Here is a 24,434-nt window from a genome sequence, read left to right as displayed (position 1 = left end):
CAACCAAGATCTTGAGCAATGCCTACGATCCATCATTTTAGGTTGTTGAAAATTACTGGACGAAATCTCTCTGTGTCAGAAAATAATATAGGGTCTCCTACTTTATAGGTATACTCTTGCCAAATATGCGCTGCGTTAATATTTCTGCTTTGAAGAAATCTGTTAACATTATTTATGCCATATAAACCATCATAATTAAGGCACAAGATGATTTCATCATCAGATTGTTTCTCAAATAGAGAATTATTTAATAATGCTGAATACCCATTTTTAGCTATTACTTCTGCTATATCATCTTCATTTTTCCTGACCTCTTCCCAAAAATATAGTAATTCTTTGTTTTGTGTTCTATATGGCGTAGTGAGTTCAAATATTGAACTGTTATTTATAAAGTTTCGAATAATTCCGAACCAATTTCCGAACTGTATAGACTCAATCTGAAAAACGTCACCTACTAATACTATTAACTTGAAAGAAGTTTTTTCTAGAACTTGTAAAAAATCGGAGTTACTGACCGTGCTGCACTCATCAATTATCAGTAGGTCATACTCTTTGTTAATTCTGCTTTTTGATATCTGACTGTTAATTGTTCGAAATTCGGAGTTTTGCGCTGTTATTCTCCGCTGCAAGTTATCTATTGCAGGGTTGGTGTGTGCTAGAAATAATTTTTCGTTACTATTAAAACAACGAGCGATATGATCTAACATTGTTGATTTACCTGTGCCTGCTGCACCATAAATCAGAGCTACACATGAGAATTCAAATAGTTTCTTGAGTGCATCAGACTTCATTGGATCATCTATTCCTCGAGGTGCTTCATTGATCCATGCCTCGACATACTTCGTATAACCATCAATTCCATTAGCGGCTTTATTTTGAAGGAAATCAATTATTGACACTGTGTCATCTTCATACCCTCTGAAAAATATATGCTTTTTATCAAGTACCATGTGGCGTTCTTGGTGTTTGAAATAAACTTTTCTGTTATGTGCTTTTATTAATTCATCTAAATCTCCGAATATGGAGCATTCACTTTCTGGGGTATATAGAATTCCATTGTTTTCTACATTGTTTCTGACCTGTCTTGCTAAAAACTCATGTTTTCTGTCAGATGCCTCTAAACTCTCAACTAGATCCCAATAACGAGGGTTGTGTCCGGGAAGGGAGGAGCAAAATGGCATGTCATCAAATGGGATACAACCAAACTTAAGTTTTAAGTTAGATAAACGATAGCATCTATCTCGGTACGACTGTAATTTTATTATATTGTTGTTCATGCGGAACATCAGATAGCGAATGACACAATGTCCGGCAGATGAAGACTTTATTATTTCTCGCGAAACATCCAATATTTTGAATATATGAGGGTTTGGAGTGTTCTGAGTAACTATGTTTTTTATTGTGGTATAAACGTTATCTGGCAGAGTTACAATATCAAGTAAGCTATCACCCCTACTTGTTAGAGTATTCATTAAGAGTTTGTATTCATCAGAGTTGGGTTTGACATGTAAATTTATACCAAAAATAGCTGAGAAATTATTAATTTCACATGGTCTAATAGATACTTCCCAATGCCTAATGATGGTTATTGGCATTGTTTGATCAATTACATTTATTGAGTCACGCTGCAATTTCAACATTACCGCGTGATAATCGGAAAGTTCTAGTTCTGTAAAAGCAATAATTCTCTCGGATTTATTTGCTCTGTTAATGGCTCTATAAAATGTAACTTCATAAAGGATAATACCATTACAAAAAAATGGTACTATTTTATGAATGTAATAACGTCCAGATATGAGTTTTATATTTTCATTTACGGGTTTAAAATGGATTCTTTCCGCTATTTTATCATGATACTCACGTAGTGAGGGATCAAGATTGATTGGGAATTTTTCTAGATTTGTTAAGGTGTTAATTCCTAAGCTAGCGTTGATGATATGTCTCGTTTTATGAAGATATTCATAATATTTGATCATTAAACGCTCTGAGTTATCATTATCTAGTGTATAGTGGGATGCAACCTTTTGAATAAGTTTATGAAATTTACTAAGAAAATTTAACTTTCCTTGGCTTTTAATAAAGTCTAGGGCAGGGGTAATACTGTCATAATTAAACTGGGTGTCTAGTGACTTTTTGTGTAATCCTACTGCTACTCCCTCAATTAAATTTCGTAATTGAGATAGTATATTTTGTGATAAAAGCCCTCTTTGCTCTGCAAGTAGGTCAATATTAGTGCATATAGCTTGGTTTGTGCTGGTTATTTGTTCGCGAACGGTAGTCATGCTAAAAACACTCCTTGTTAGAGCTGTAGATTCGATTAGCGAAGCGTAATCGGACGTTCGAGAAATAAGGTGTTATTACGGTGAAATACTCACTATCGGCCATTCAATATAAAGCCATTCACCTATAGGGATGTTTGCCGCTTGCCGTGGTACTCACCATGATTTTTTCACCTATGCAACCATGCTGAGGGTATCTGTTGCACAGGTGAGACAATATAATCTCGCCATGGGGTGGGCGAGGGGGTGGCTGTGAGATAACAACCTGTCCGATCTGTGCTCCGAATAGGCGGGGGCTGTTACTGCGGTGCAATGCGCTGCCGCTAATCGACCCTACCGACCCTGCTGGCGAAGTCATGCCAATGAGGTTGGTGACCCCTCACTCTAACCCTCTCCTGCAAGGGGAGAGGGGATGGTTAGCGTGGACGATTAGGCTGCGCTAATAGACCCTACTCGACCCGATCCGACCTTATACATTGCCCCAAGCATCGCACCCGCATAGGGGGCATGGGCATTGCCACGAGGGCTGACGGGAAGACCCGTCGAGGGTGCAATCCTCGCACCTTGGCGCAGGGGCGGGAGTCCGACTGGACGCCGCCAAAATCGCTACCGCCCCTGATTGTCGCTACCAGATTGCGCCGTTGACCATTGATCACGAGCAGGGGCCAACAGCCGCCGCTGAATATCTTACGGATTCATAGAGCGCTTAACTATGGCGGCCATCACGTAACTCCCAGAAATCAGAGGTTTTTTTGCGCCAGAACACATTTTTGTCAATGAGTGGTCAATCTGTCGTCGCCTGCCTGACTCAAGCGTGCGCTTCGGTGCGTGCCAGCCACCCTGTCGGGTCGGCGTGTGCCGCCTTGGCGCAGTGGCCGTAACGGGTGTGGTAACGAGGGTGGGCTCCCTGTGCGACCGATAGAAAACCGCAGAGGGATCAGATAAGCTTGTCGGCCTCGCTTTACCTGTGGGCCACAGGGCATTGCTTGCCATCCGAACCTGACGCGCAGCCTTCCGCTGCGCGCTTTGCTTCCTGGATGGCGGTCACTGCGCAAGCTGCCCACACAAGCCACACACTGAAGGAAGATGGCGCCATGAATGCGCACTATGGGCCTTTGCTGGCTCTTGCTCTGATCGCTCCGGCTTATGCCGCGACCGACGTTGTCAATCACGCAGCCACGCCAGCGGTTACTCAGGTTGCGACTCGGGCGGTTAACTCGGCCAATGCTGCCAACTCGGCCAACAAAAGCGCGGTCGATGTAACGGCCAGTGCCAGGGCCAAGGTGGCCCAGTTTCTCGACTGGGAGCGTCAGGTCGAGCCGAGCGGCATCTATCAGGCCAAACTAGGGGGCGCACTGCCCGCTATCGTGTCGGACGAACTGATCTGCCTGCTCAATGCCACCTCGGCGGTGCGGGAAATGGCGACCCGCGACAATCCCGACGAGAAGCCGCCCTTTGTCGAGGGCAACCCCTTCCTGCCCAACGCCTGGGAGCGTCCGCTGGGGTCGGAGATCCTCTCGGCCCGCGCCGTGGCGGGCAGCCGGGATCGCAGCGAGGTCAAGGTGCGCTTCATCTATGGTGAGCCGGGCACCGCGCTCAATGATGTCGGTGGCACCTTCCGCTATACCAGCATCTATCGGGTCGTTGAGGGGGCGCAAGGTGCCCGCATCACCGATATCGATGCGGGCGGCAGCTGCGATTTTTGCCAATCCGGCAGCTTGCGCGCGGCCCTCTACGATACCCTTGCCACCTATCCCGCCGCAGGCGCCGAGCGGTGCAAGGCGCTGGCCAACAAATAGTTGGTCAGCCTACTCGTGCAGTGTCTGCAACGGGTGTATTGTGCGGGGAAAAAGCGCAGCAGCCGTTTTGAGCCGATAGATGACCACGATTGGCGGGGCCCATCTCAACACCATGACGGGATACCGCCAGCCGCGCTGGCAGATCGGTTTTAGCAATAACAAGGATTTGTTTGAGTTCGACCAACGTGATGTTGCCGCCCATCAAGCCGTGCGTTACCCATTCGCTGGGTGACGGCTGGTCTGAAGGGGTACAGGTCGCGTTTGCAACGCAGTTTATTTTTCAACTGCAGGGTGTTTAGAAAAACCGGGGTAATGCAACCACTACACTCATGCTATGTCTGGTGAGGGAGTGGATGCGGCAAGTGCGCCACATGTTGCATGGCATCGTACCCAAACAAATATCTGTTTATTGAGGAAATGCAGTAATGAAACGAGCTGTGCTGATCATTGTAATGATGTTGTCGGTGATTGGCTGGATTGTCCCTTCTACGGCCATGGCCGAAGAAAAAATTCATGTGACTTTTGTCAGCTGTTGCCAGAAAGAGGGCTTTTTTTGGCCCAAGGTCGATGCCTTGATGCAAGCTGCGGCAGACGATCTGCAGATCGATGTCGAAGTGCTCTATGCAGAGATGGATCACCTGAAGATGGTGAAGATGGTCAAAGAGGTAGTCCATCGTGCCAATCCGCCGGATTATCTCATTGTCGATAACTTTAAAATGCAGGGCGGCACGATGATCCGCGAAGCGGATGCCGCTGGTGTGAAAGTCTTTTTGATGGCCAATGGCTTGAATGAAGAGCAAACCGCACTATTTGGCAAACCGCGCGAGAAATATAAGCACTGGATCGGCGAACTCACCCCGGATAACCAGTTTGCGGGCTATCAGTTAGCGAAAGAGTTGATTAATCAGGCGCTCGATGCCGGTGTGACTGCCAGTGATGGAAAATTGCATCTGGCGGCGATTTCCGGCGATTTTGTGACCCCCGCCAGCGTGCAGCGAGTGGCTGGTTTGGAACAGGCTGTTGCCGAATATCCCAATGTGGAATTAAAGCAGGTTGTGCCTGGCCAATGGGATGAGCAACGCGCACAGGGCATTGCGATTAAATTGGCAAAGCGATATCCGGAATTGGGTGCACTCTGGGTCGCCAACGATGAGATGGCGTTGGCCGCAATGAATGGCTTGCTTGCTAATGGCAAAACCCCGGGCAAAGATATTTTTGTCGGGGGCATCAACTGGAAAAAAGAGGCGCTGGAACAGGTCACCAAAGGGAAAATGTCCGCCAGTATTGGTGGTCATTTTATGTTGGGGGCGTGGAGTCTGGTATTGCTCTATGACTATCATCATGGCAAAGATTTTGCCGATGAAGGGGTACAAGTCCGGCAACGTCTTTTTGGCGTCATTGATGCGCAAAATGTGGATCAATACCTCTCTGTTTTTGGTGATGAAAACTGGCAAAAGATTGATTTCACTCGGTTTTCCAAAGAACTTAATCCGTCGCTGAAAAAGTATGATTTCAGCATTGAGGCCATTTTGCGCCAGGGATTTTAATGTTTAATGGGGTGTGGCATCAGGCAGCTTGGCTGCCTGATGCCTCCGGTGTTTGTCATGTATTGTTGCATGCCACATTATTTACCGCCGATGTCAGCAATGATGTCAGTAATACAGTGCTATCGCGCGGCTAGCTATTCTTCAGAGGGATTGGCTTGTGGGCTTTTATTGAGCTTGCGGTTTTTTCTTTCAGCCAGCTCTTTAAGCTCTTCCTCAATCAGTGCAAACCAGCCTTTATCTATACTGACAAAAGAATTCTCTTCATAAATGTATTGCAGTAGCTGTCCTTCTTGATCATAACAATACACATCAGGATCAGCCCATATTTTGAAAACAGGAACAACCTGATGTCCCAACTCTTTGAAGTATTCCGCTGCGATCGATATGTTCATCCATTCAGGGACTTCGTCACTATAAGCATAAGAATAGACACCCCGTAAAAATTCCCAGAATGGGGCCACCGCGAGTCCTTCTGGATAGGGCCATAATGATTCTTTGACCTCTATAAAGAAGCCGCCCAAGTCTCCCGTAGCATGCACGATATAATCGTCAGGAAAAGTGACGCCATACTTTTTGGCAAAATCCATCACCTCATTTTTGGTCGGTGCCTGTTCGCCTGCGGCAATGAGGTAATAATCACTATCCCAAATGTCAGTGAGCAGTTCTCTGGTTTTATCTATTTCGTGAGCCATGACAGATTGTCACCCTATGGTTATTGCCGATAAATGTGTTGCGACATATTGAATATCAATTTCTTGGCAAACTGGGCCAGCCATGCCAGTCAGGCTGCCCATCAGCCGATGACTCTCCGCCAAGCAGAGGGGCCGGTTTGCTGGTCGATGCGACATTGCCCTGTTGGCCATGATTTGGGAAAAATGGTCTGGAAAAAGGGGCCAACAGGCACCGTCAGACATATTACGGATTCATTAAGCGCTTAACTATGGCGGTCATCACGCAACGATCAGAAACCTGTGGTTTTGCGCGCAGGCACCGGCGGCTATGAGTTGCTGATTGAGTGTGGCACCCACCTTGTGCGGATTGTCTCATTGCACAATCTGTCGCTATCACATTGATTTGAAACGAAGATCACAGACTTTTGGCGCTGGCTGGGTAAACTGGGCTCGCCACGGTCGTTGGCCGCCGCCTCTGGATCAGCAGACAGGGTATAACTGAGCTGGCTCACCCCTATGTGTTACTGATGGAGGAGTCGGCCATGTCCGCTACCCGTATCTGGATTAAAAACCCCCTTGCCACCTTTACCCCCGAAACGGTCGATGGCCGTGGCGGGTTGGTGATTGAAAACGGTCTGATCAGCGAAGTGCTGGCAGTGGGCCAGCAGCCTGCCCGGCCGTGCGATCAGGTGTTCGATGCCCGTGACCATGTAGTGCTGCCGGGTCTTATCAATACCCACCATCACTTCTACCAGACCCTGACCCGCGCCTGGGGACCAGTGGTCAATCAGCCGCTCTTCCCCTGGCTCAAGACCCTCTATCCGGTGTGGGCCAGATTGACGCCTGATGCGTTGGCGCTGGCCAGCAAGGTGGCGATGGCGGAGCTGTTGCTCTCCGGTTGCACTACGGCTGCGGATCACCACTACCTCTTCCCGCGCGGGATGGAGGAGTCTATCGATATTCAGGTCGAGACGGTGCGTAGCCTCGGCATGCGCGCCATGCTGACCCGTGGCTCGATGAGCCTGGGCGAGGATGAAGGCGGTTTGCCGCCGCGCCACACGGTGCAGGGGCAGCAACAGATCCTCGACGACAGTCTGCGTTTGGTGCGTCAATATCACCAGCGCGGTGCCGGGGCACAGATCCAGATTGCGCTGGCCCCTTGTTCCCCCTTCTCGGTCACCGAGGAGATCATGGTGGAGAGCGCCAAGCTGGCGGCCGAGCTCGATGTGCGGCTGCACACCCATCTGGCGGAGACCCTCGATGAGGAGGCCTTCTGCCTCGAGCGCTTTGGTCTGCGCACCGTCGATTATCTCGAAAAAGTGGGCTGGCTCGGCGATCGCACCTGGCTGGCCCACGGCATTCACTTCAATCCGGACGAGATTGCGCGGCTGGGGGCGGCGGGCACCGGGGTGTGCCACTGTCCGGTCTCCAATATGCGGCTCGCCTCCGGTATCTGCCCAACGCTGGATCTGGAGGCGGCCGGAGCACCGGTTGGATTGGGGGTGGATGGCTCGGCCTCCAACGATGCCTCGAACCTGATGCAGGAGGCGCGTCAGGCGCTCTATCTGCAGCGGCTGCGCTACGGCGCCGAGCGCATCACCCCGCGCAAGGTGCTGGAGTGGGCAACCCGTGGTTCAGCCAAGTTGCTGGGGCGCGGCGATCTTGGCGATCTGCTGCCCGGCAAGCAGGCGGATCTGGCGCTGTTCAAGCTCGATGATTTGCGCTTTAGCGGCAGTCACGATCCCGTTGCAGCCCTGATCTTGTGCGGCGCCGAGCGGGCAGATCGGGTGATGGTGGGCGGCAAGTGGAAAGTGGTGGATGGCACCATCGAGGGGCTGGATATCGAGCAGCTTATAGCTCACCACAAAGTCGCTGCCGCGGCGCTGGTGAAGGGGTAGGGGATAACTGTACGGTAAGAGAAGGGGCCCATCGCGGGCCCCTCCTTGTTTGGGGGGAGCGGCCGTGCCGCTATTTGGCGGCGGGGGCCGGAAAATATTTGTTGTGCAGCTGCGGGTATTCGCTGCCCGCCAACACCTGGGTCAAGCCGTTCTGGAACTCTTTGACCAGCTCGTCGCTCACCGGATGACTGAAGGCGTAACAGAACTGCTCCGAGCTCAGCTGCCACTGCTCCTTGAATTTGGCGGGGTCGAGTTTTTGCTCCTGGATCTGCTGTTCCATGGTGGTCTTGTTGGTGGAGACCATGTCCACCCGACCGGAGGTGAGCATCTTGAGCGCCTGTGCCAGCCGGTTGGCGGCGATGATCTTGGTTTCGTCAAAGCCGTTGTTGAGCAGCAGTTGCTCGCCCACGTCAGCCCGCACCGCACCGATATTGAACGTCTTGGCATCATCGAGCTTGGTGATGTTGATCTTGTGGTCGGCCATCCCTACCAGCACGATTTCGGCATAGCCGATGGGACAGGCCCACTTGAACAGAGGGTCACGCGCCTGGGTGCGAGCGGTGGAGAAGAGTACCGCATTGGGCTTTTGGGTCAGCAGATAGTAGCCACGGGCCCAGGGCATGATAGTGATGGGCTGTTCCGGGGTGTTGGTCTTTTGCCATACCAGTTTCAGCAGATCGACGGCAAAGCCGGTCGGATTGTCTGAATCATCAAGGTAGTTATAGGGTTTGTAATCTTCACTCAGGTAGTGAAGTTTGGCCAGCTCGGGGCTGGCTTGGGCCGCGGTGGCAACCAGAAGCGCAGCCACTCCAATCCATGGTTTCATTTTTTTCATCCTGCTCACGGGGGGACTCATGCACAAGTGTGACCAAGCTGACCGGTTTCGCCAAGCTGGCACCGCATGTTTGCCAAAAGACCACGGGATGCCAATGGCATCCCGTGGTCTTTGACTGCACGATGCAGGGTTCAGGGCACAGGCAGGTATTTGGCCTGCAGCTTCAAAAATTCCTGTGAGGCGAGGGCGCTGGTCAGGGCATGCTGGAAGCGGTTGATTTCGCCATCATCCACCTGGCGACTGAAGGCGAAGCAGAGCTGCTCGGCACTGAGTACCATGGCGACATTGAACTCTTCCGGTTTCATCTTGAGCTCGCGGATGGCGTCATAACCGGCCAGTTTGCCGGTGGCGAGCAGGTCGGCACGGCCCGAAACCAGCATTTTCACCGCCTGATTGAGGCGATTGGCGGAAATGATCTGGTTGTCATCCATGCCATTGTTGAGCAGCAGTTGCTCGGCTGCATCGGAGCGCACCGCACTGATCCGGTATTTGCTCATCTGATCCACCGCGCTGAGGGTGATGTTCTGTGCCTTGCGGCCCAGCAGGATGTACTCCGAGTAGCCGATGGGGCAGACCCACTTGAAGAGATCTTCCCGCGCCTGGGTACGAGCGGTGGAGAAGAGCACCACGTTGGGTTTCTGGGTCAGCAGGTAGTAGCCGCGGGCCCACGGCAGGATGCGGATCGGTTGTGGTTCCACCCCGCTGTTTTTCCACACCATCTGCAACAGCTCGACCGCAAGGCCGGTAGGCTGGCCCTGTGCATCGCTGTAGTTGTAGGGGGGATACTCTTCGGTCAGGTATTCGAGCTTGCCGAGGTCAGCCTGGGCTGTCGCAGCCCAGGAGAGCAGTAACAGATGACAGATCAGCCATATCCTCATGGGGAACTTCCTTAGCGATCAACCCTGCATTGAGTGTGGCGACTCGACAGTCAACTCGCCACTTTGCCCCTTCACCAACGTGATCTGGATTGTCCTATTGGCTGATAATTCTCATCGCGCAGCCCGACCAGCAGGGCTTTACCATCGGCTTGCAGGCGGAACTCGCCATAGCGGGCGGCGTTCAGGGACTCCCCTTGTCCCTCCTCAAAGAAAAAGGCATCGGGGCCGATCAGCCACTGGCGATCGCTCTGGCGCACCTGCAATAGCCGCTCGTCGGCCGCCAGCTGATCCGGCTGGCCATCTGCCACCCAGTTGGCCACCTGATGCTGGTCGAGGCGGATCACCAGGGTTGCTTCGTCATAGCCCTGTTCGCTGGCGTGTTGGTCATCGCCTGGGCGGCCAGTCAACTGGCGGGCGATGTCGTAGTTAAGCCGCATGTAATCCCCCTGCATCAGCGAACGGGGATCGACTGGCGCGAGTTTGAGCAGCACCACCTCGCCGCTGGCCATGGCGCGCTCGAAACGCCAGACAGTCAGGTTGATGCCCGCCAGAATGGCAAGGCCGCTCAGCAACAGGGCGAATTGTCGGGTTGCGGGTCTCATGCATCGCTCCTTGCCGCGAAGGTTTTAAGCAGTTGACGGGTGCCCAGCAACAGCATGCCGGAGCCCAACAGCAGCCAGGATTTGGTCATCAGGGTGAGCCCCAAATCGTAGTAGTAGAGGGCGCCGTAGCCGAGCAGCAGCAGGATCGACAGCGACATCAGACCAAGGCTACCGGCGTAAAAACCGAGGATAAGCACCAGCGCACCAGCCCCCATCCCTGGAATGACGGCGCTGATCAGCACCAGCGGCAGACCAAACAGCAGGGGGAGTTTCAGTTTCACCATCACCGCCAGCAGCAAGGCGGCGCAGAGCAGCGGATTGAGCCAGAGTGGCAGGCGCGAGGTGCCAAGCTCGTCGAGTACGCTGCTGCCACCTTCCCACAGCGGCTGGTGCAGGCGACCCAGCACCAGCAGGGAGAGGGCGAGCCCCAGGGTGATGGCGTGGTAGAGCTGGTGGCGGGCGGGGTCATGGTCGGCGCGAAGCCAACAAAAGGTGATGGCGGCCATCACCAGCGGCAGGGCCAGCAGTTGCAACCCGAGGCAGGCGAGCCCCAGCGTGAGCAACAGGGCGGCCGCCACGCTGTGAAACAGACGCACCAGCCAGTGATCGAACAGCACTGCAATGGTCAGTGACAGCAGGCTGAGACCGAACCAGAGCAGGGCATGATGGATATCCAGTTGATCGAGCAATCCGTAGAGCAGCCAGGCATCGGCTGCCAGCACGAGCGCCAGCACGAACTGATCCCAGAGATCGCCGCGCTGGCTGCGATTGATGGCGTAAGCCACGCCCAACAGTACCGCCCCCAGCAGCAGGGCACTGTTGGCTTCGCGGGTCAGCTGCTCAAAGGTCATAAAGAGAAAGAAGAGCAGGAACAGGGCGGCGATCCAGCCGACCAGCCCGAGTAAAAAGCGGCTCGACCAGTGGGGTTGGTTATCCTGGGGCAACTCTCCTTCCACCAGATTGGCCTGTTGCAGCGCTTGCCAGAGCGTCAGATCACTCATGAGACCTCCGTTGTTGTTGCAGCCAGCGGGCGGCCATCACCGAGAGGCCGATGGCGATGAGGCTGAGCAGCAAAAAGCCGTTGATATCGGGTTTCATCCACTTGCCCAGCGCCGCGAGGATCACCGCAATCAGACTCAGACATCCCATGGCGAGTCCGGCGATAAATCGGTGGTGCCAGAGGAGATAGGCTGCCGCCAGCCAGCCCAGCCAGAGTGGCCACACCAGCGGGGAGGCGGCATCGAATAGCGCCAGCAGGGCGAGCAGGGTGGCGCCCAGACCCGCAGCCAGGCCAGCCAGCCAGCCGGGCATTAATCGCCAGCGAGCCGGTGCCAGCAGGAGCAGGCCCCAGAGGATGGCGTTGAACAGGGTCAGGCACCAACCCAGCCCCTCTTTATCGAAGGTAAAAAAGAGGGCGATGAGGCCAAGGCGCCAGTAGAGCACCAGCGCCAGCTGGCCGAGCAGCCAGCTCAAGGTCCAGAGCAAGGTGCTCTGTCCAAATGCGGCCAGCGGCAGCAGCATCAGCGTCCAGGTGGCGAACAGTTGCCAGGGATCGGCGCCGGTTTGGTAGGTCTGACCCACCAGCGCCAGCAGGGCGCCGATATTGAGGGCGATGGCAAAGAGCAGCGCCTGGCGCGGCGTATCGCCAAGGGGCTTGCGCCACAGCAGAAGCAGCATGGCGAGCAGCAGGGCCTCCAGCAGGGCGAGGCGGGAGAGGCGCCCCAGATCGTGCCAGTTGAAGGCGACGAAAAAGATCAGCCCGGCCCCGATGCAGAGGGCGCCGAGCCAGAGCAATAGCCGATCAAACAGCCATTGCCAGCGAACCGGGGCGGGCGGGAGATCAGCGAGGGCTCGAGCGGCGGCGAGTTGATCTGGTGCCAGTCGTCCCTGTTTGACCCATTCGAGTAGCGTCTCTCTTGATACGTTGTGCATGGGTGGCTCCACGAGGTTTGCCCCATTATGGCATGGCATCCCCCCTCCCGTGCACTGCCCCTTTTCGTGCTGGCCCTGTGCTGCGACAGCGATCAGCGCAGCCAAGCAGGCAGAGCGCATCGTGAGTTTTATCCTGTGGCACGGCAGACAAAAAAGCCCTCCGCAGGGGGAGGGCTTGGCTCTCAAAAGAGGGGGAGATCAGACAAAGATCAGGGTGCTGACCCCGAGACCGACAAACAGCAGGGCACAGGCGATGCGGATCCCCTTGAGTGGCAGTTTGTCGGCCCCCAGCTTGCCGATCAGCACCACCGGCACGTTGGCCAGCATCATGCCGAGGGTGGTGCCGGTCACCACCTGGATCAGGGAGTCATACTTGGCGGCCAGCAGCACGGTGGCAATCTGGGTCTTGTCGCCAATCTCGGCAATAAAGAAGAGCACGAAGGTGGCCATAAAGGGGCCGTACTTGTCGAGGGAACTCTCCTCGTCATCCATCTTGTCCGGCACCAGGATCCAGATCGCCATGGCGATAAAGGCCACCGCCACCAGATAGGTCATGATCTTGGGATCGAGCCAGCGGCTGATGAACTCGCCAATCCAGGCGGCGCCGGCATGGTTGAGCAGGGTCGCCGCCAGCATACCGGCGATGATCGGCCAGGGCTTGCGAAAACGGCAGATGAGCAGTAACGCCAACAGCTGGGTTTTATCGCCGATTTCGGCAATAGCGACGCTGAGGGTTGAGGTTAACAAGGCTTCCATAAAAATGACCGGGGGACGGAATTGTTATAAACCAAAGACAAGCCTGCGCCATCCGTCCCCGGTTTTGGCACTGGCCCGTCAAAGGTCTTGTCAAATCCATAGGTGAACATGGATCACCCTGACCATGGTGAGTTGGCACCAAGTATGTTGATCAGGGTCGCAGACCGGTGTGGAGCCGATGTGCGAGACTACTCCCCCTCGATGGGAGCGGGCATTCTAGGGAAAAACCGCCAGGGTGACAAGGTGCTAAATGGGCAAATCAGCCGCCCACCAGCTTGACGCTGAAACCGGCTTTCTCCAGCTCGGCTTTGATCAGGTCTCTTTTATCCCCCTGGATCTCGATCACCCCCTCTTTAATACCGCCGCCGGTGCCGCACTTTTTCTTGAGCAAGGTGGCCAGGGATTTCTGCTGCTCGGCGGGGACCCCATGGATGGTGATCACCCCGGCGCCCTTGCGCCCCTTGGTCTCGCGGCGAATGCGCACGGTGCCGTCAAGCGGGAAGGGAGAGGCGGATTGCGGCGTGTTTTGCTCTTTGATCATGCCGCCATCCGTGCTGTAAACGAGGCGGCTGTTGTGGTCGTGACTCATGGCAATACTTTATCGGTTAGCTAAGCGGAGTTTGATTTTACTCAAATAAAAGTTGAAGACACAGCTTATAATGCCTCAGGTAAAAGCGAATTATTATTGTTTAACTTCAGGAGTCAGTCATGGTACTCACGCAGTTGTCGCCGGGACAGAGTGCTCGCATCAAGAATATGAACCAGTTGTCCCGGCCGTTGCGTCGCAAGCTGATGGTGATGGGCCTGTTGCCCCAGACTGAAGTCATTTATCTGCGATCCGCCCCGTTGGGGGATCCGCTCCAGATCCAGTGTCAGGGGATCTGTCTCTCCATGCAAAAGAGCCTGGCCCAGCAAATCGAGGTCGAACCGGTATGAATTATTCCCTAGTTACGGTCGGCAACCCCAATAGTGGCAAGACCTCCCTGTTCAATGCCCTGACCGGTGCCCGCCAGCAGGTCGGCAACTGGAGCGGGGTAACCGTTGATAAAAAGATGGGCGAGTTTTCCGCCGCAGGTAACGACTACAAGCTGATGGACTTGCCCGGCATCTATAGCCTGGCCAATCAGGATGGCAGTCTGGACGAGCAGATCGCCAGTCGCTTCGTGCAGGGTCAGCAGCCTGATCTGCTGCTCAACGTCATCGACGCTGCCAATCTGGAGCGCTCCCTGTACCTCACGCTGCAACTGCGCGAGCTGGGGCTGCCGATGATCGTGGTGCTCAACAAGATGGATATCCTGAAAAAGCGCCGCGTCACCATCAATGAAGCCTTGTTGGGAGAGGCTCTCGGTTGTCCGGTGGTGGCCCTCTCTGCTCATAATCGCCAGCAAGTGGCGGCCTTCAAGAGCCAGCTCCACAGCTTTATCGGTCAGCCCCAGCAGGCGCTGATGCTCGACTACGGCAGCAGCCTTGAAAAAGATCTGGCAGAGCTCGAAACCCTGCTCGCACCGCACCACCTTACCTCCCGCGGCCGCGCCTTGCGCCTGCTGGAAGAGGATGCGGTGATGCAGGAGACCCTGCAGCCCGGTCAGCAGGCTGCCGCCAATAACGTGGTGTCCCGCGCCCATCAGGGGCAGGATATCGACCTGCAGCTGGCCGATATTCGCTACGGCCATATCCACCTGTGGGCCAGCCAGGCGTGCCAGCAGAAGGGCAAACTGACCGTGGCCCAGAGCGAGAAGCTCGATCGGGTGCTGCTCAACCGCTGGGTCGGCATCCCCTTCTTCCTGTTCGTGATGTACCTGATGTTCATGTTTGCCATCAAGGTGGGCAGCGCCTTTATCGACTTCTTCGACATCATGGGCGGCGCCCTGTTTGTCGATGGCGTGCATCACCTGCTGGGGCTGATCGGCGCACCCGACTGGCTGGGCGCCATTCTGGCTGACGGTTTCGGGGTCGGTTTGCAGACTGTCGCTACCTTTATTCCGGTGATCGGCTGCCTCTATCTGTTCCTGGCGGTGCTGGAGAGCTCTGGCTATCTGGCGCGCGCGGCCTTCGTGGTGGATGCTTTGATGCGCCGCCTCGGCCTGCCGGGCAAGGCGTTCGTGCCGATGCTGATGGGCTTTGGCTGTACCGTACCCTCAGTGATGGCGACCCGGACCCTCAACTCCGAGCGGGAGCGGTTGATGACCTCGGCCATGGCCCCTTTCATGTCGTGCGGTGCCCGTCTGCCGGTCTACGCCCTGTTTGCGGTGGCCTTCTTCCCTGAATCCGGTCAGAACCTGGTATTCGGTCTCTACCTCATCGGTATTCTGGTGGCGGTGCTGACCGGCCTGTTGCTGCGCAGTACCCTGCTGCCGGGCAAGAGCGACTCCATGCTGATGGAGATGCCGGACTACGAGTGGCCACGTCCGGTCAACGTCGCTATCAAGACCTGGCAGAAGCTCAAATCCTTCGTCTTTGGCGCCGGTAAAACCATCGTGCTGGTGGTGGCGGTGCTGAGCGTGCTCAACTCGCTGGGTACCGATGGCAGCTTCGGCCATCAGGATCAGGAGAGCTCGGTACTGAGCAAAATCAGCCAGGCCGTGACTCCTGTGCTGCACCCTATCGGTGTGCGCGATGACAACTGGCAGGCCACGGTGGGTATCGTGACCGGCATCTTCGCCAAAGAGGCGGTGGTGGGCACCCTCAACAGTCTCTACGCCGGTGGTAGCGGTGGCGAAGAGGAAGCGAGCGAGTTTTCGCTGGTAGCCAGCTTCAAGGAAGCTATCGATGCCGTGGCGACCAATCTGGCCGAGATCAACCCGAGCGACCCCATGGGCCTTGCGGTCGGCAATCTCGATGATCAGCAGGCAGCAGCCGAAGAGCAGGAGGTCGATGTCTCCACCTACGGCAACATGCAGACCCACTTCGACGGGGCAGCCGGTGCCTTCTCCTACTTGCTGTTTGTGCTGCTCTACATGCCTTGCGCCGCTGCCATGGGTGCGCTGGTGCGCGAGACCGGTCGCCAGTGGGCGCTGCTGACTGCGGCCTGGTGCAACTACATGGCCTTTATGTGCGCCACCGTCTTCTATCAGGCTGCCACTTTTGCCGCGCACCCCGAGCAGAGTTTGTTCTGGATCGTCAGCTATGGCTTATCCCTGCTGCTGCTCTGGTGGGCAGGTCGCCGTCACGGTGACATCGTGGCGCGCAAGGTGGTGACATTATGATCCTGCGCGAGCTGGGGGATTACCTCGCCGCGCAGCAGAAGGTGAGTCGGCGTGAGCTGGCTCGCCACTTCCATACCTCGGAAGATGCGGTGGAGGCCATGCTCGGCGTCTGGATGCGCAAGGGGCGGGTCATCAAGCGTGAAAGCCGGGTCTGCGGTGGCAGCTGCTGCGGCAAGAGCGAGGAAGTGATGTTTGAGTGGTGTGCACCGGGTCAGATTGGTATCAAGATCCGCTAAACAATTTCTGAAGTTCATCAGATAAAACCGAACAATAAAAAACGGCAGACCCTGCATTAAATGAGGGTCTGCCGTTTTTATTGCTGCAAAATGGCGGGATCAGGCGCTCTGGCGCGCTTCGCCCAGCAGTGCCAGCGCCGGTTGAGCGTTATCCGGCATCAGCCGGTAGGCCTTGTGGTGCTTGACCAGAGTGGTCTTCTTGTTGCCCTGGCTCAGCAGCAGACCGTGCTGGAAGGCTGCCTCGGCCAATACCTTCTCGTCACCGCGCACGTAGAGGGTGAGGGGCTTGATAAGCTCACCGCCCTCGATATGGCCCTGATATTCGCTATGGCTGATCACCAGACTCGCTTGGCCGCCCGATTGCAGGCGCAGCTTGGCGTTCACTTCGCTCTCGGTCAATACCAGCCAGCCGGCTGCTTGCAGCTGGGCCAGCAGGGCAGCCAGCTTGGTTCCCAGCTGCTGTGGATTGGTCATGGCGCACTGGTACTGGAAGGCGATGCGCTCCAGCAGGCCCTTGAGATCGGCCCCGGCCCCCAGGGTGCGGCCAAGTTGCACCCAATCCTTCAAATCTTCCATCACCAGCCGGGAGAAGCGTTTCTCCTTGAGGGAGTCGGCCATCCAGGTGCAGAGAAAGTGGCTCTCTTGCGCCGGGGTGCGCTTGCCCGCTTTTTGTTCGGCGGTACGGGCCAGTTCGGCCAGACTCTGGGTGGCCATCTCGAGCAGGGCCTGATTGTAGCTGGGAGGGGTCATAAACGATCCTTGAGTTGACCACGACAGTCAACACCGATGACAGAGATGGCAAAGGCGCCAGTGGCGCCTTTGCGGTTCAATAGAGCAACTGCCCGCCTTATTTCGGCTGACGGGGCTTCTTGGCGGCGGCCAGACGCTTGAGGCGTTGACCCTGCAGCTTGGCTTCGGCCATCACCTGCGCCACGGCGTTATCTTCACGCTGCGGGCGCTTGCCGAAGCGGCGACGCTCCTGCAGCTGTTTGATCAGCTCGTCACGGCTGCTCACCTCGTAGCCCGGCACCATGATGCGGCGGATCTTCTGGCCGATCAGGGCCTCGATCTCCAGCAGGGTGCGTTCCTCTTCACGGCTGACGAAGGAGATGGCCATGCCGCGCTTGCCGGCACGACCGGTACGGCCGATGCGGTGCACATAATCTTCCGCCAGGAACGGCAGATCGTAGTTGACCACGTATTCCAGGCTCGGGATATCCAGACCACGGGCGGCCACTTCGGTGGCGACCAGTACCCGAACCTTGCCTTCCATGAACTCGCGCAGGGCGCGGCGACGGTTGCCCTGGGCCTTCTCGCCATGGACCACGGCGGATTTGATGCCGTCGAGGTTCAGCTCTTCCACCAGCACATCACAGCTCTCGCGGGTACTGGCGAACACCAGCACCTGCTGCCAGTTTTGCTTGCCAATCAGCTCGGAGAGCAGCTCGCGCTTGCGCTTCTGCTCGACCGGATAGACGGTGTGGCTGACGGTGTCGGCGGTGGAGTTCTGCTTGTTGACGCTGACGATCTGCGGGCGGTCCAGCATCAGGTTGGCCAGCTTCTTCACTGCGTCGGAGAAGGTGGCGGAGAACAGCAGGTTCTGACGGGTCTTGTTGACCGCTTGCAGGATCTTCTGCACATCGGCACTGAAGCCCATGTCGAGAATGCGGTCAGCTTCATCCATCACCAGACACTCGACACCGGAGAGGCTGAGGTTGCAGGCGGTGAGGTGTTCCAGCAGACGGCCCGGGGTGGCGACAATGATGTGAGCGCCCGCTTTCAGCTTCTTGGCCTGCACGTCCTGTTTGCCACCGCCAACGATGGTGATGGTGGTGATATCGAGATACTTGGCGAAATCATTGATGTTGCTCGCCACCTGAGCCGCCAGCTCGCGGGTCGGGGTCAGGATCAGCACCCGGGCGTTGGAAGGCTGGGCCGGAGCCGGATTGTCTACCAGACGCTGCAAAATGGGCAGGGCGAAGGCGGCGGTCTTGCCGGTACCGGTCTGGGCGCTGGCCAGCACATCGCGGCCACGGCGAATGGCCGGGATCGCCTGTTGCTGCACAGGGGTCATCTCCTGATAACCGCAATCTGAGACAGCACGCAAAATCTCGGGGGCAAAATCGAACGATTCAAATCTCATAATGGGTTCCTGTGTTCCAGCTGGGCTGTATTTGGCTTGGTTAGCTCGGCATGAGCGAGACGGAGGTTGTAACCACCGACGGCTGCGCCTGACATCAAGTCAGAGAGTGAGCCGGAAAATGGCGGGCGCGAAGTGTAACAGATAGGTGCAGCAAATTCTGCCTTAAATGACCGGACTTTTTCTCTCTAATTGCTGACAGGGTACTACTATTGACAATGTCATTTTTATTGACGGGATGATGAAGTTCTTATGGAGGAGACGGGATGTTAATAAAAAAACCAGAAGGGTTGTTGTTTGATAATCCTGAAGTTTTGATGGCGCTGCATGAGCTGACGGAGAGCGATCTCGCATTGATCCGCAAGTTCGGCCAGACGATTCTTCCCAAGCTGAATGAGTACGTGACGCACTTTTATGGTTGGCTGCGGAGCACCCCCGCTTTTGAACAATATTTCAGCGACCCCCACCGTTTGGCGCATGTTCAGGAGCAGCAATTGATCTACTGGCGTAGTTTTTTCAATGCCCAGATCAATGCCCAGTATATTCAGGAACGGGTCCTGGTCGGTGAAGTCCATGCCAAGGTGGGCCTCTCTCTGCCGACCTATTTTGCCGGTATGAACATGTCGATGCTTATTTTCACCAAACGCATGTACGACGGCAGCCTCTACAGTGATGAATACAGTGCGTTGGTAACAGCATTCACCAAGTTGTTGCATATGGATACCACCATCGTGGTGGATACCTATGCCCGTATCAACAACAAGCGCTTTGCCGAACAGAGTGAAGTTCTGCTAGCCATGTCGACACCGGTCACCATGATTTGGCAGGACGTGTTGATGCTGCCTATTGTTGGATTGATTGATTCAAAACGAGCTCAGGACATCATGACTTCAGTGTTGTGCAAGATAGCCGAGCAAAGAGCCAAGGTACTGATCATGGATATTTCCGGTGTGGCAATTGTCGACACCGCAGTCGCCAATCATTTTATCAAGATCACCAAAGCGACCAAGTTGATGGGATGTGAAAGTCTGGTGTCCGGTGTCTCCCCCTCCATAGCCAAAACCATGGTGCAGCTTGGGATCAATGTGGGTGAAGTAAAGACCTGTGCAACCTTGCGTGATGCCCTGGAGAGTGCCTTCAAGACCGTTGGCCTCAATATTCAGCGCTACTCTCATCTGGATGGCAGGGGGTAGGCCAGCATCATGGAGCAAGTGATCGCTATCAATCGTTTCAGACAGGCCCTCATTGTTTCGATTCAGATCGATCTGTCTACCTCTCTGCTGGATGAGTTCGAAGTGACAATGCCAGCCAGATTGAGTGAAGAGGGAGTCAGGGGGGTATTAATTGATTTGTCGGGTATTAAAACCTGCGGCTGTGATGAACTGGTGCGATTGCTTGCCTTGGCCAAGATGGTCGAAATGATGGGTCGGCATTGTATTTTTGTCGGTTTGAGGCCAGGTCTGGTGATGGGAATGCTTGATGTAGGCATCGATACATCTGACATGGTGTCAGTCTCTTCTCTCGAACAGGGAATGGCTTTGCTGTGATATGGCGTCCGGGGATATGAGAGAGAACGAGTGTTACCACCTGCGTGGAGAGACGGATATCGCCACCGCGGTGATGGGGAGCTATATCTATGCCCGTTCCTGCGGTCTTGCGCAGCAACAGATCAGTGAGGTTGCCACCACCGTGTCCGAGTTGGCGACCAATGTCATCAAATATGCCTTTTCCGGAGAGGTGTGGATTGAGCATCTGTTTCAGAGTGGGCGTGAAGGTATCAAGTTAACCATCATCGATCGCGGGCCGGGGATTGCAGATTTGCAGAGTGCCTTGCAAGAACACTTTTCAACAGGTCAGTCGCTAGGATTGGGATTACCTGGGGTGCAGCGGCTTATGGACGAGTTTGCTGTCGAGACATCGACAGAAGGTACACGGGTTACCGTCATCAAATGGAGGTCATAATGCCAGTTCAGGTTGCGATGAGACAGTCACCCTGTTTTGGTGAGGTTTCGTCTGGAGATGGTGTTGTTGTCCTGACCAGAGAGCAGGGAGCTTTGATTGTGGTCATCGATGTTCTGGGACATGGGGATAGTGCTGCATTACTGGCGCGCGAGATGGAGATGTTTATCAAAGAGTGTCCGGTTCTCTCTCTGACGGGATTGATGGAGATGGTGCATCAGCATTTTAAAGGGACGCTGGGTGCGGCAATTACCATGCTCAGTATCGATTTTGCAAAAAACCTTTTTCAGGTCGTAGGCGTGGGCAACGTGTTGCTCAGAAAGCATGACTGTGGGAAATGGGTCTCTTTTCATGCTCAGTCCGGGATTGTCTGTGAAATGATCCCGACCTTGATATCCCATGAGGGGACTTTTGAAACACACGATCTCTTCATCATGACCTCGGATGGAATAAGAGAAAATATCCCTCTGGAAGAGGAGCTTTCTTTGTTGTACTGGAGTCCCTCTCAGATTGCTGGTTACATGATGGATCATTTTTCCAAGCATTACGATGATGCCACAGTGGTGGTCGCCAGGTGTCATAATGGCTGAATCTGTCTATTTAACTGTTCGCAAGGCTGAAAATAGCCTCATTGCTTTTCGGTCCAAGTTGATGGTATTGGCCCGACGCTATGGGTTATCCCAGAGTGCACAGGATCGCTGGCTGCTAAAAATGGACTCGTTGCTGGCAAGTCTGCTCAACGGGCGAGAGGAGGTGGTATTGGCTATCACCTTGCAGGAGGCCAATATTTCCTATGCTATCGTGGTGCCCGATGCAACTGAACTGGGTTCTGTGGGTGGTTTGGATGCGAGTTCACGGAGCGGTAACGGGTCTCTTGCCGGAAACAATCCTCTTGATGCTGAGCAGTGCGTCAATTTAGCTGCTCAATTGCGTGAAAAGAGCAGAGATGAGTTGCTTGAAGAGCTGCATGCAAAAAATCAAGCCTTGGCAGCTCATCAGGAAGGGCTTGAACATGAAATAGCCCGGCGCACTGCCGCACTGGTCGCCAGCGAAGAGATGGCGCGTACCATTATTGAAGGTGCGCCATCCAGTCTCGCTATTATCGATAGCGATGGCAATATCCTCTTATGGAATCACACCGCCGAATATACCTATGGGTATACCGCTGCGCAGGCTATAGGCAACTCAATTTTTGATCTGTTGCAGATGCAGTTGTTTGGTGAATTGGCTTCGGTGCTGAAATTACCTCTTCAGTTGAATCATGCAACGCAGTTGAAAGAAAAAGCCTATGAGGTAACAACTTATACTCAAGACGGGCATCTGGTGCCTGTTGATTTGGGAATTTCGATATTTGAGCTGGGAGGACGTTGCCAGGCAGCCATGTTTTTAAGGGATGTCACGGCTCGCAAACAGGTTGAAAAAGAAATTAATGAAGCTAAAAGAAAAGCAGAAGAGGCCGTTGAAGTAAAGTCTATGTTTTTGGCAAACATGAGTCATGAAATCAGAACACCAATGAATGCCATTATTGGGATGTCCCATTTGGCGCTCAATACGGAGCTAACACCAAAGCAACGTGATTATATTGGTAAAATCCATACTTCTGCCACCCTGCTGCTTGGCATTATTAACGACATTCTTGATTTTAGCAAAATTGAGGCAGGCAAACTGTCAGTAGAGCAAGTCGACTTTTATCTGGAAGATGTCTTTCATAATGTATCCATGGTGACGGGGCAGAAGGCATTCGATAAAGGATTGGAGTTGCTGTTTTCCATCCCTAGAGAGGTCCCTGTGACCCTGTGTGGCGATCCTTTGCGCTTGGGGCAGGTGATCATCAATTTGGTCAATAATGCAGTGAAGTTTACTGAAGAGGGAGAGATTTCCGTTTCTGTGAGCAGAGGTGAATTTCAGGATGGCAAGATAGAATTGATATTTGAAGTCTCCGATACAGGTATCGGAATGACGGAAAAGCAAACGCAGGGACTGTTCCAGGCATTTACTCAAGCAGATGGTACTACCACCAGAAAATATGGTGGAACAGGGCTCGGCCTATCTATTAGCAGGAGATTGGTGGAGTTAATGGGGGGCGGGATTAGAGTTGAAAGCTCTCCTGGTATTGGTAGTCGTTTTACGTTCAATATCTGGTTTACGCTCAGTGAGCAACCGCTTCGTCAACATGATGCGGTACCTGATTTGCTCTCTCATATTCGTACGCTTATCGTGGATGATAATGAACATGCAAGAGATATTCTGGGCGAATTACTGACCTCAATGAAGGTACCTGTTGAGGCGGTCTCCAGTGGTGTTGAATCGCTGCGAGTTATCAAGGCTGCACAGGAAAGGGGAGAACCTTTCGATCTGGTATTCATGGACTGGAATATGCCACTACTCAATGGCATTGAGACAGCAAAGCGGATCCGTAATGAACTGCCACATGAAACCCAACCGAGAATTGTGATTGTGACGGCTTACGATAAGGATGAAGTTCAAGGCGAAATGGAGGGAATAAACTTGGCTGGCGTACTTACCAAGCCGGTCAGTTCTTCTCACTTATTCGATATATTGATGAATCTATTTGTTGGATTGACCCCTAATGGAGCTAAATCGCAAAGGGTCGAAGTATCTTCATCAAACTGGTTGCTTACCGGTATAAGGGTGTTGCTCACTGAAGATAACGAAATTAATCAGCAGATCGCTGTTGAATTAATGGAGAGTAAAGGCATGTTGGTAACTGTTGCCAGCAATGGCCAAGAGGCAATAGAGCAGTTGTCTCTCTCTCTACAAAAAGGGGAGCGATTTGATATCATATTTATGGACTTGCAGATGCCTGTCATGGATGGCTATGAGGCAAGCCGTCGAATCCGGGCCATGAATGAATTTGACCAGACGCCACTGATAGCCATGACTGCACACGCCATGGTAGAGGAGCGTGATCGCTGCCTTAGTTTAGGGATGAATGATCATATATCAAAGCCAATTGATCCTGAACTGCTCTATCGGACCATAAATAAATGGTGTCAAGGCAAACGTAATACATCAATACCAGTCAATGGCAATGATAGCTCTACGGCTGGTTGCAGCTTACGTGATATTCCATCCCTCGATGTTAAAAATGGCCTGCTTCGTGTTGCTGGAAATGAAAAGCTTTATGCCCGTTTGCTATCACAGATGATGAATGAACAGGCTGACATTGTTAGACGTATTGAGATCGCACTGGAAAAGGGAGAGCATGAATTAGCAATACGCTATGCACATACCCTCAAAGGTACGGCAGCGAATTTGGGCGCCGTACTGACATCTGATATAGCATCACGTTTGGAAATATCCTTGCTAAACGCAGTGAATCAGGAAGAGATTAGAGACCTACTTGATGAAATGGCTTCACATTTGGCCACCTTTTTTGGGTTGCTTGCGGGGGCCTTGAATAGACCACTGCCGCAACGGGTAAAAAGTGGTGCGTTAGACAATAAGACTCAAGCTCGGCTTTATCGTTTGGTTCAGTTATTACAGGAAATGGATGCAAGTGTGCTCGATTATTTTGATGAACATTATTTGTTTTTCCAAGAACTTCTTGGTTCGGAAGATTTTGATGATTGTAATAAATATATAAACAATTGTGATTTCGCATCGGCAAAATCAGTGTTAAATAATGCAATCGCAATCTACCCCCTTGATCTTGATAAATTGGGTGAAGCATAA

Annotated in this window: 23 protein-coding genes; 12 read left to right on the top strand and 11 right to left on the bottom strand. The window is 53.7% G+C overall.

The window, feature by feature from the left end; genetic code table 11:
- Window positions 1–32: 32 nt before the first annotated feature.
- The gene (locus ACE1BR_RS00185; protein WP_374866512.1) at window positions 33–2,282 is read right to left on the bottom strand and encodes an AAA family ATPase; all 2,250 of its coding nucleotides are present in this window, start codon (window positions 2,280–2,282) and stop codon (window positions 33–35) included.
- Between the two features lie 1,091 nt (window positions 2,283–3,373).
- Here ACE1BR_RS00185 and ACE1BR_RS00180 point away from each other — a divergent pair.
- The 3 genes from ACE1BR_RS00180 to ACE1BR_RS00170 all read left to right on the top strand — a co-directional run bounded on the left by ACE1BR_RS00180 (window position 3,374) and on the right by ACE1BR_RS00170 (window position 5,625).
- Window positions 3,374–4,078 (top strand): hypothetical protein, encoded by a 705-nt coding sequence (locus tag ACE1BR_RS00180; RefSeq protein WP_374866510.1) that lies wholly within the window; start codon window positions 3,374–3,376, stop codon window positions 4,076–4,078.
- 79 nt (window positions 4,079–4,157) lie between these two features.
- Window positions 4,158–4,310: a hypothetical protein gene (locus tag ACE1BR_RS00175; RefSeq protein WP_374866508.1), complete on the top strand. Its 153-nt coding sequence runs from the start codon at window positions 4,158–4,160 to the stop codon at window positions 4,308–4,310.
- A gap of 193 nt (window positions 4,311–4,503) precedes the next feature.
- A complete protein-coding gene (locus ACE1BR_RS00170; protein ID WP_374866506.1) occupies window positions 4,504–5,625 on the top strand; it encodes an ABC transporter substrate-binding protein in 1,122 nt (373 codons plus the stop codon).
- A 134-nt stretch (window positions 5,626–5,759) separates the two neighbouring features.
- On the opposite strand, the gene ACE1BR_RS00165 is transcribed toward ACE1BR_RS00170, so the two are convergent.
- Complete coding sequence (locus tag ACE1BR_RS00165; RefSeq protein WP_374866504.1) at window positions 5,760–6,317, bottom strand: hypothetical protein; 558 nt, start codon at window positions 6,315–6,317, stop codon at window positions 5,760–5,762.
- Between the two features lie 521 nt (window positions 6,318–6,838).
- Between ACE1BR_RS00165 and ACE1BR_RS00160 the strand changes: the two genes are divergently transcribed.
- Window positions 6,839–8,194 (top strand): 8-oxoguanine deaminase, encoded by a 1,356-nt coding sequence (locus ACE1BR_RS00160; protein WP_374866502.1) that lies wholly within the window; start codon window positions 6,839–6,841, stop codon window positions 8,192–8,194.
- A 70-nt stretch (window positions 8,195–8,264) separates the two neighbouring features.
- On the opposite strand, the gene ACE1BR_RS00155 is transcribed toward ACE1BR_RS00160, so the two are convergent.
- From ACE1BR_RS00155 to ACE1BR_RS00125, 7 genes are all read right to left on the bottom strand, one after another.
- Window positions 8,265–9,020 (bottom strand): substrate-binding periplasmic protein, encoded by a 756-nt coding sequence (locus ACE1BR_RS00155; RefSeq protein ID WP_374866500.1) that lies wholly within the window; start codon window positions 9,018–9,020, stop codon window positions 8,265–8,267.
- Between the two features lie 140 nt (window positions 9,021–9,160).
- Window positions 9,161–9,907 (bottom strand): substrate-binding periplasmic protein, encoded by a 747-nt coding sequence (locus ACE1BR_RS00150; RefSeq protein WP_374866499.1) that lies wholly within the window; start codon window positions 9,905–9,907, stop codon window positions 9,161–9,163.
- 71 nt (window positions 9,908–9,978) lie between these two features.
- A complete protein-coding gene (locus ACE1BR_RS00145; RefSeq protein WP_374866497.1) occupies window positions 9,979–10,509 on the bottom strand; it encodes a GDYXXLXY domain-containing protein in 531 nt (176 codons plus the stop codon).
- On the bottom strand, window positions 10,506–11,510 hold the full coding sequence (locus ACE1BR_RS00140; protein ID WP_374866495.1) for a DUF4401 domain-containing protein: 1,005 nt from the start codon (window positions 11,508–11,510) through the stop codon (window positions 10,506–10,508). Before ACE1BR_RS00140 ends, ACE1BR_RS00145 begins: the two co-directional genes overlap by 4 nt.
- Window positions 11,503–12,441, bottom strand: a complete 939-nt coding sequence (locus tag ACE1BR_RS00135) for a DUF2157 domain-containing protein (RefSeq protein WP_374866493.1) — start codon at window positions 12,439–12,441, stop codon at window positions 11,503–11,505. Before ACE1BR_RS00135 ends, ACE1BR_RS00140 begins: the two co-directional genes overlap by 8 nt.
- Before the next feature lie 198 nt (window positions 12,442–12,639).
- Window positions 12,640–13,197 (bottom strand): TMEM165/GDT1 family protein, encoded by a 558-nt coding sequence (locus tag ACE1BR_RS00130; RefSeq protein ID WP_374866491.1) that lies wholly within the window; start codon window positions 13,195–13,197, stop codon window positions 12,640–12,642.
- Between the two features lie 259 nt (window positions 13,198–13,456).
- The gene (locus ACE1BR_RS00125; RefSeq protein ID WP_374866489.1) at window positions 13,457–13,786 is read right to left on the bottom strand and encodes a translation initiation factor; all 330 of its coding nucleotides are present in this window, start codon (window positions 13,784–13,786) and stop codon (window positions 13,457–13,459) included.
- A 119-nt stretch (window positions 13,787–13,905) separates the two neighbouring features.
- On the opposite strand from ACE1BR_RS00125, the gene ACE1BR_RS00120 reads away from it, so the two are divergent.
- Genes ACE1BR_RS00120 through ACE1BR_RS00110 form a run of 3 tightly spaced genes read left to right on the top strand, consistent with a single transcriptional unit; the run spans window position 13,906 to window position 16,639 of the window.
- Window positions 13,906–14,133, top strand: a complete 228-nt coding sequence (locus tag ACE1BR_RS00120) for a FeoA family protein (RefSeq protein WP_033113699.1) — start codon at window positions 13,906–13,908, stop codon at window positions 14,131–14,133.
- Window positions 14,130–16,403, top strand: coding sequence for a Fe(2+) transporter permease subunit FeoB (gene feoB / locus ACE1BR_RS00115; RefSeq protein WP_374866487.1), 2,274 nt, complete (start codon window positions 14,130–14,132; stop codon window positions 16,401–16,403). The genes ACE1BR_RS00120 and feoB overlap by 4 nt, the downstream gene beginning before the upstream one ends.
- Window positions 16,400–16,639, top strand: a complete 240-nt coding sequence (locus ACE1BR_RS00110; RefSeq protein ID WP_374866485.1) for a FeoC-like transcriptional regulator — start codon at window positions 16,400–16,402, stop codon at window positions 16,637–16,639. The genes feoB and ACE1BR_RS00110 overlap by 4 nt, the downstream gene beginning before the upstream one ends.
- Before the next feature lie 99 nt (window positions 16,640–16,738).
- Here ACE1BR_RS00110 and ACE1BR_RS00105 read toward each other — a convergent pair whose 3' ends face one another.
- The gene (locus tag ACE1BR_RS00105) at window positions 16,739–17,389 is read right to left on the bottom strand and encodes a DUF2913 family protein (RefSeq protein WP_374866483.1); all 651 of its coding nucleotides are present in this window, start codon (window positions 17,387–17,389) and stop codon (window positions 16,739–16,741) included.
- 97 nt (window positions 17,390–17,486) lie between these two features.
- Window positions 17,487–18,782, bottom strand: a complete 1,296-nt coding sequence (locus ACE1BR_RS00100; RefSeq protein ID WP_374866481.1) for a DEAD/DEAH box helicase — start codon at window positions 18,780–18,782, stop codon at window positions 17,487–17,489.
- A gap of 263 nt (window positions 18,783–19,045) precedes the next feature.
- On the opposite strand from ACE1BR_RS00100, the gene ACE1BR_RS00095 reads away from it, so the two are divergent.
- Genes ACE1BR_RS00095 through ACE1BR_RS00075 form a run of 5 tightly spaced genes read left to right on the top strand, consistent with a single transcriptional unit; the run spans window position 19,046 to window position 24,434 of the window.
- Window positions 19,046–19,972: a protoglobin domain-containing protein gene (locus tag ACE1BR_RS00095; RefSeq protein ID WP_374866479.1), complete on the top strand. Its 927-nt coding sequence runs from the start codon at window positions 19,046–19,048 to the stop codon at window positions 19,970–19,972.
- A 9-nt stretch (window positions 19,973–19,981) separates the two neighbouring features.
- Window positions 19,982–20,326, top strand: a complete 345-nt coding sequence (locus tag ACE1BR_RS00090) for an STAS domain-containing protein (RefSeq protein WP_374866477.1) — start codon at window positions 19,982–19,984, stop codon at window positions 20,324–20,326.
- 16 nt (window positions 20,327–20,342) lie between these two features.
- Window positions 20,343–20,741, top strand: a complete 399-nt coding sequence (locus ACE1BR_RS00085; RefSeq protein WP_374866475.1) for an anti-sigma regulatory factor — start codon at window positions 20,343–20,345, stop codon at window positions 20,739–20,741.
- Window positions 20,741–21,328 (top strand): SpoIIE family protein phosphatase, encoded by a 588-nt coding sequence (locus tag ACE1BR_RS00080; RefSeq protein WP_374866473.1) that lies wholly within the window; start codon window positions 20,741–20,743, stop codon window positions 21,326–21,328. The genes ACE1BR_RS00085 and ACE1BR_RS00080 overlap by 1 nt, the downstream gene beginning before the upstream one ends.
- Window positions 21,321–24,434, top strand: coding sequence for a response regulator (locus tag ACE1BR_RS00075; protein ID WP_374866471.1), 3,114 nt, complete (start codon window positions 21,321–21,323; stop codon window positions 24,432–24,434). Before ACE1BR_RS00080 ends, ACE1BR_RS00075 begins: the two co-directional genes overlap by 8 nt.

Origin of the sequence: Aeromonas sp. MdU4 (assembly GCF_041929505.1) — a bacterium.
In the GTDB taxonomy this organism is placed as follows: Bacteria; Pseudomonadota; Gammaproteobacteria; order Enterobacterales; family Aeromonadaceae; genus Aeromonas.
Note: the sequence above shows the minus strand (reverse complement) of the source record. Positions and strands in the feature narration are given on the sequence as shown.

Excerpts from the sequence above, each read along its gene's own strand:
- ACE1BR_RS00185 (WP_374866512.1), bottom strand. The coding sequence starts at position 2,282 with ATGACTACCGTTCGCGAACAAATAACCAGCACAAACCAAGCTATATGC.
- ACE1BR_RS00180 (WP_374866510.1), top strand. The coding sequence starts at position 3,374 with ATGAATGCGCACTATGGGCCTTTGCTGGCTCTTGCTCTGATCGCTCCG.
- ACE1BR_RS00175 (WP_374866508.1), top strand. The coding sequence starts at position 4,158 with ATGACCACGATTGGCGGGGCCCATCTCAACACCATGACGGGATACCGC.
- ACE1BR_RS00170 (WP_374866506.1), top strand. The coding sequence starts at position 4,504 with ATGAAACGAGCTGTGCTGATCATTGTAATGATGTTGTCGGTGATTGGC.
- ACE1BR_RS00165 (WP_374866504.1), bottom strand. The coding sequence starts at position 6,317 with ATGGCTCACGAAATAGATAAAACCAGAGAACTGCTCACTGACATTTGG.
- ACE1BR_RS00160 (WP_374866502.1), top strand. The coding sequence starts at position 6,839 with ATGTCCGCTACCCGTATCTGGATTAAAAACCCCCTTGCCACCTTTACC.
- ACE1BR_RS00155 (WP_374866500.1), bottom strand. The coding sequence starts at position 9,020 with ATGAAACCATGGATTGGAGTGGCTGCGCTTCTGGTTGCCACCGCGGCC.
- ACE1BR_RS00150 (WP_374866499.1), bottom strand. The coding sequence starts at position 9,907 with ATGAGGATATGGCTGATCTGTCATCTGTTACTGCTCTCCTGGGCTGCG.
- ACE1BR_RS00145 (WP_374866497.1), bottom strand. The coding sequence starts at position 10,509 with ATGAGACCCGCAACCCGACAATTCGCCCTGTTGCTGAGCGGCCTTGCC.
- ACE1BR_RS00140 (WP_374866495.1), bottom strand. The coding sequence starts at position 11,510 with ATGAGTGATCTGACGCTCTGGCAAGCGCTGCAACAGGCCAATCTGGTG.
- ACE1BR_RS00135 (WP_374866493.1), bottom strand. The coding sequence starts at position 12,441 with ATGCACAACGTATCAAGAGAGACGCTACTCGAATGGGTCAAACAGGGA.
- ACE1BR_RS00130 (WP_374866491.1), bottom strand. The coding sequence starts at position 13,197 with ATGGAAGCCTTGTTAACCTCAACCCTCAGCGTCGCTATTGCCGAAATC.
- ACE1BR_RS00125 (WP_374866489.1), bottom strand. The coding sequence starts at position 13,786 with ATGAGTCACGACCACAACAGCCGCCTCGTTTACAGCACGGATGGCGGC.
- ACE1BR_RS00120 (WP_033113699.1), top strand. The coding sequence starts at position 13,906 with ATGGTACTCACGCAGTTGTCGCCGGGACAGAGTGCTCGCATCAAGAAT.
- feoB (WP_374866487.1), top strand. The coding sequence starts at position 14,130 with ATGAATTATTCCCTAGTTACGGTCGGCAACCCCAATAGTGGCAAGACC.
- ACE1BR_RS00110 (WP_374866485.1), top strand. The coding sequence starts at position 16,400 with ATGATCCTGCGCGAGCTGGGGGATTACCTCGCCGCGCAGCAGAAGGTG.
- ACE1BR_RS00105 (WP_374866483.1), bottom strand. The coding sequence starts at position 17,389 with ATGACCCCTCCCAGCTACAATCAGGCCCTGCTCGAGATGGCCACCCAG.
- ACE1BR_RS00100 (WP_374866481.1), bottom strand. The coding sequence starts at position 18,782 with ATGAGATTTGAATCGTTCGATTTTGCCCCCGAGATTTTGCGTGCTGTC.
- ACE1BR_RS00095 (WP_374866479.1), top strand. The coding sequence starts at position 19,046 with ATGTTAATAAAAAAACCAGAAGGGTTGTTGTTTGATAATCCTGAAGTT.
- ACE1BR_RS00090 (WP_374866477.1), top strand. The coding sequence starts at position 19,982 with ATGGAGCAAGTGATCGCTATCAATCGTTTCAGACAGGCCCTCATTGTT.
- ACE1BR_RS00085 (WP_374866475.1), top strand. The coding sequence starts at position 20,343 with ATGAGAGAGAACGAGTGTTACCACCTGCGTGGAGAGACGGATATCGCC.
- ACE1BR_RS00080 (WP_374866473.1), top strand. The coding sequence starts at position 20,741 with ATGCCAGTTCAGGTTGCGATGAGACAGTCACCCTGTTTTGGTGAGGTT.
- ACE1BR_RS00075 (WP_374866471.1), top strand. The coding sequence starts at position 21,321 with ATGGCTGAATCTGTCTATTTAACTGTTCGCAAGGCTGAAAATAGCCTC.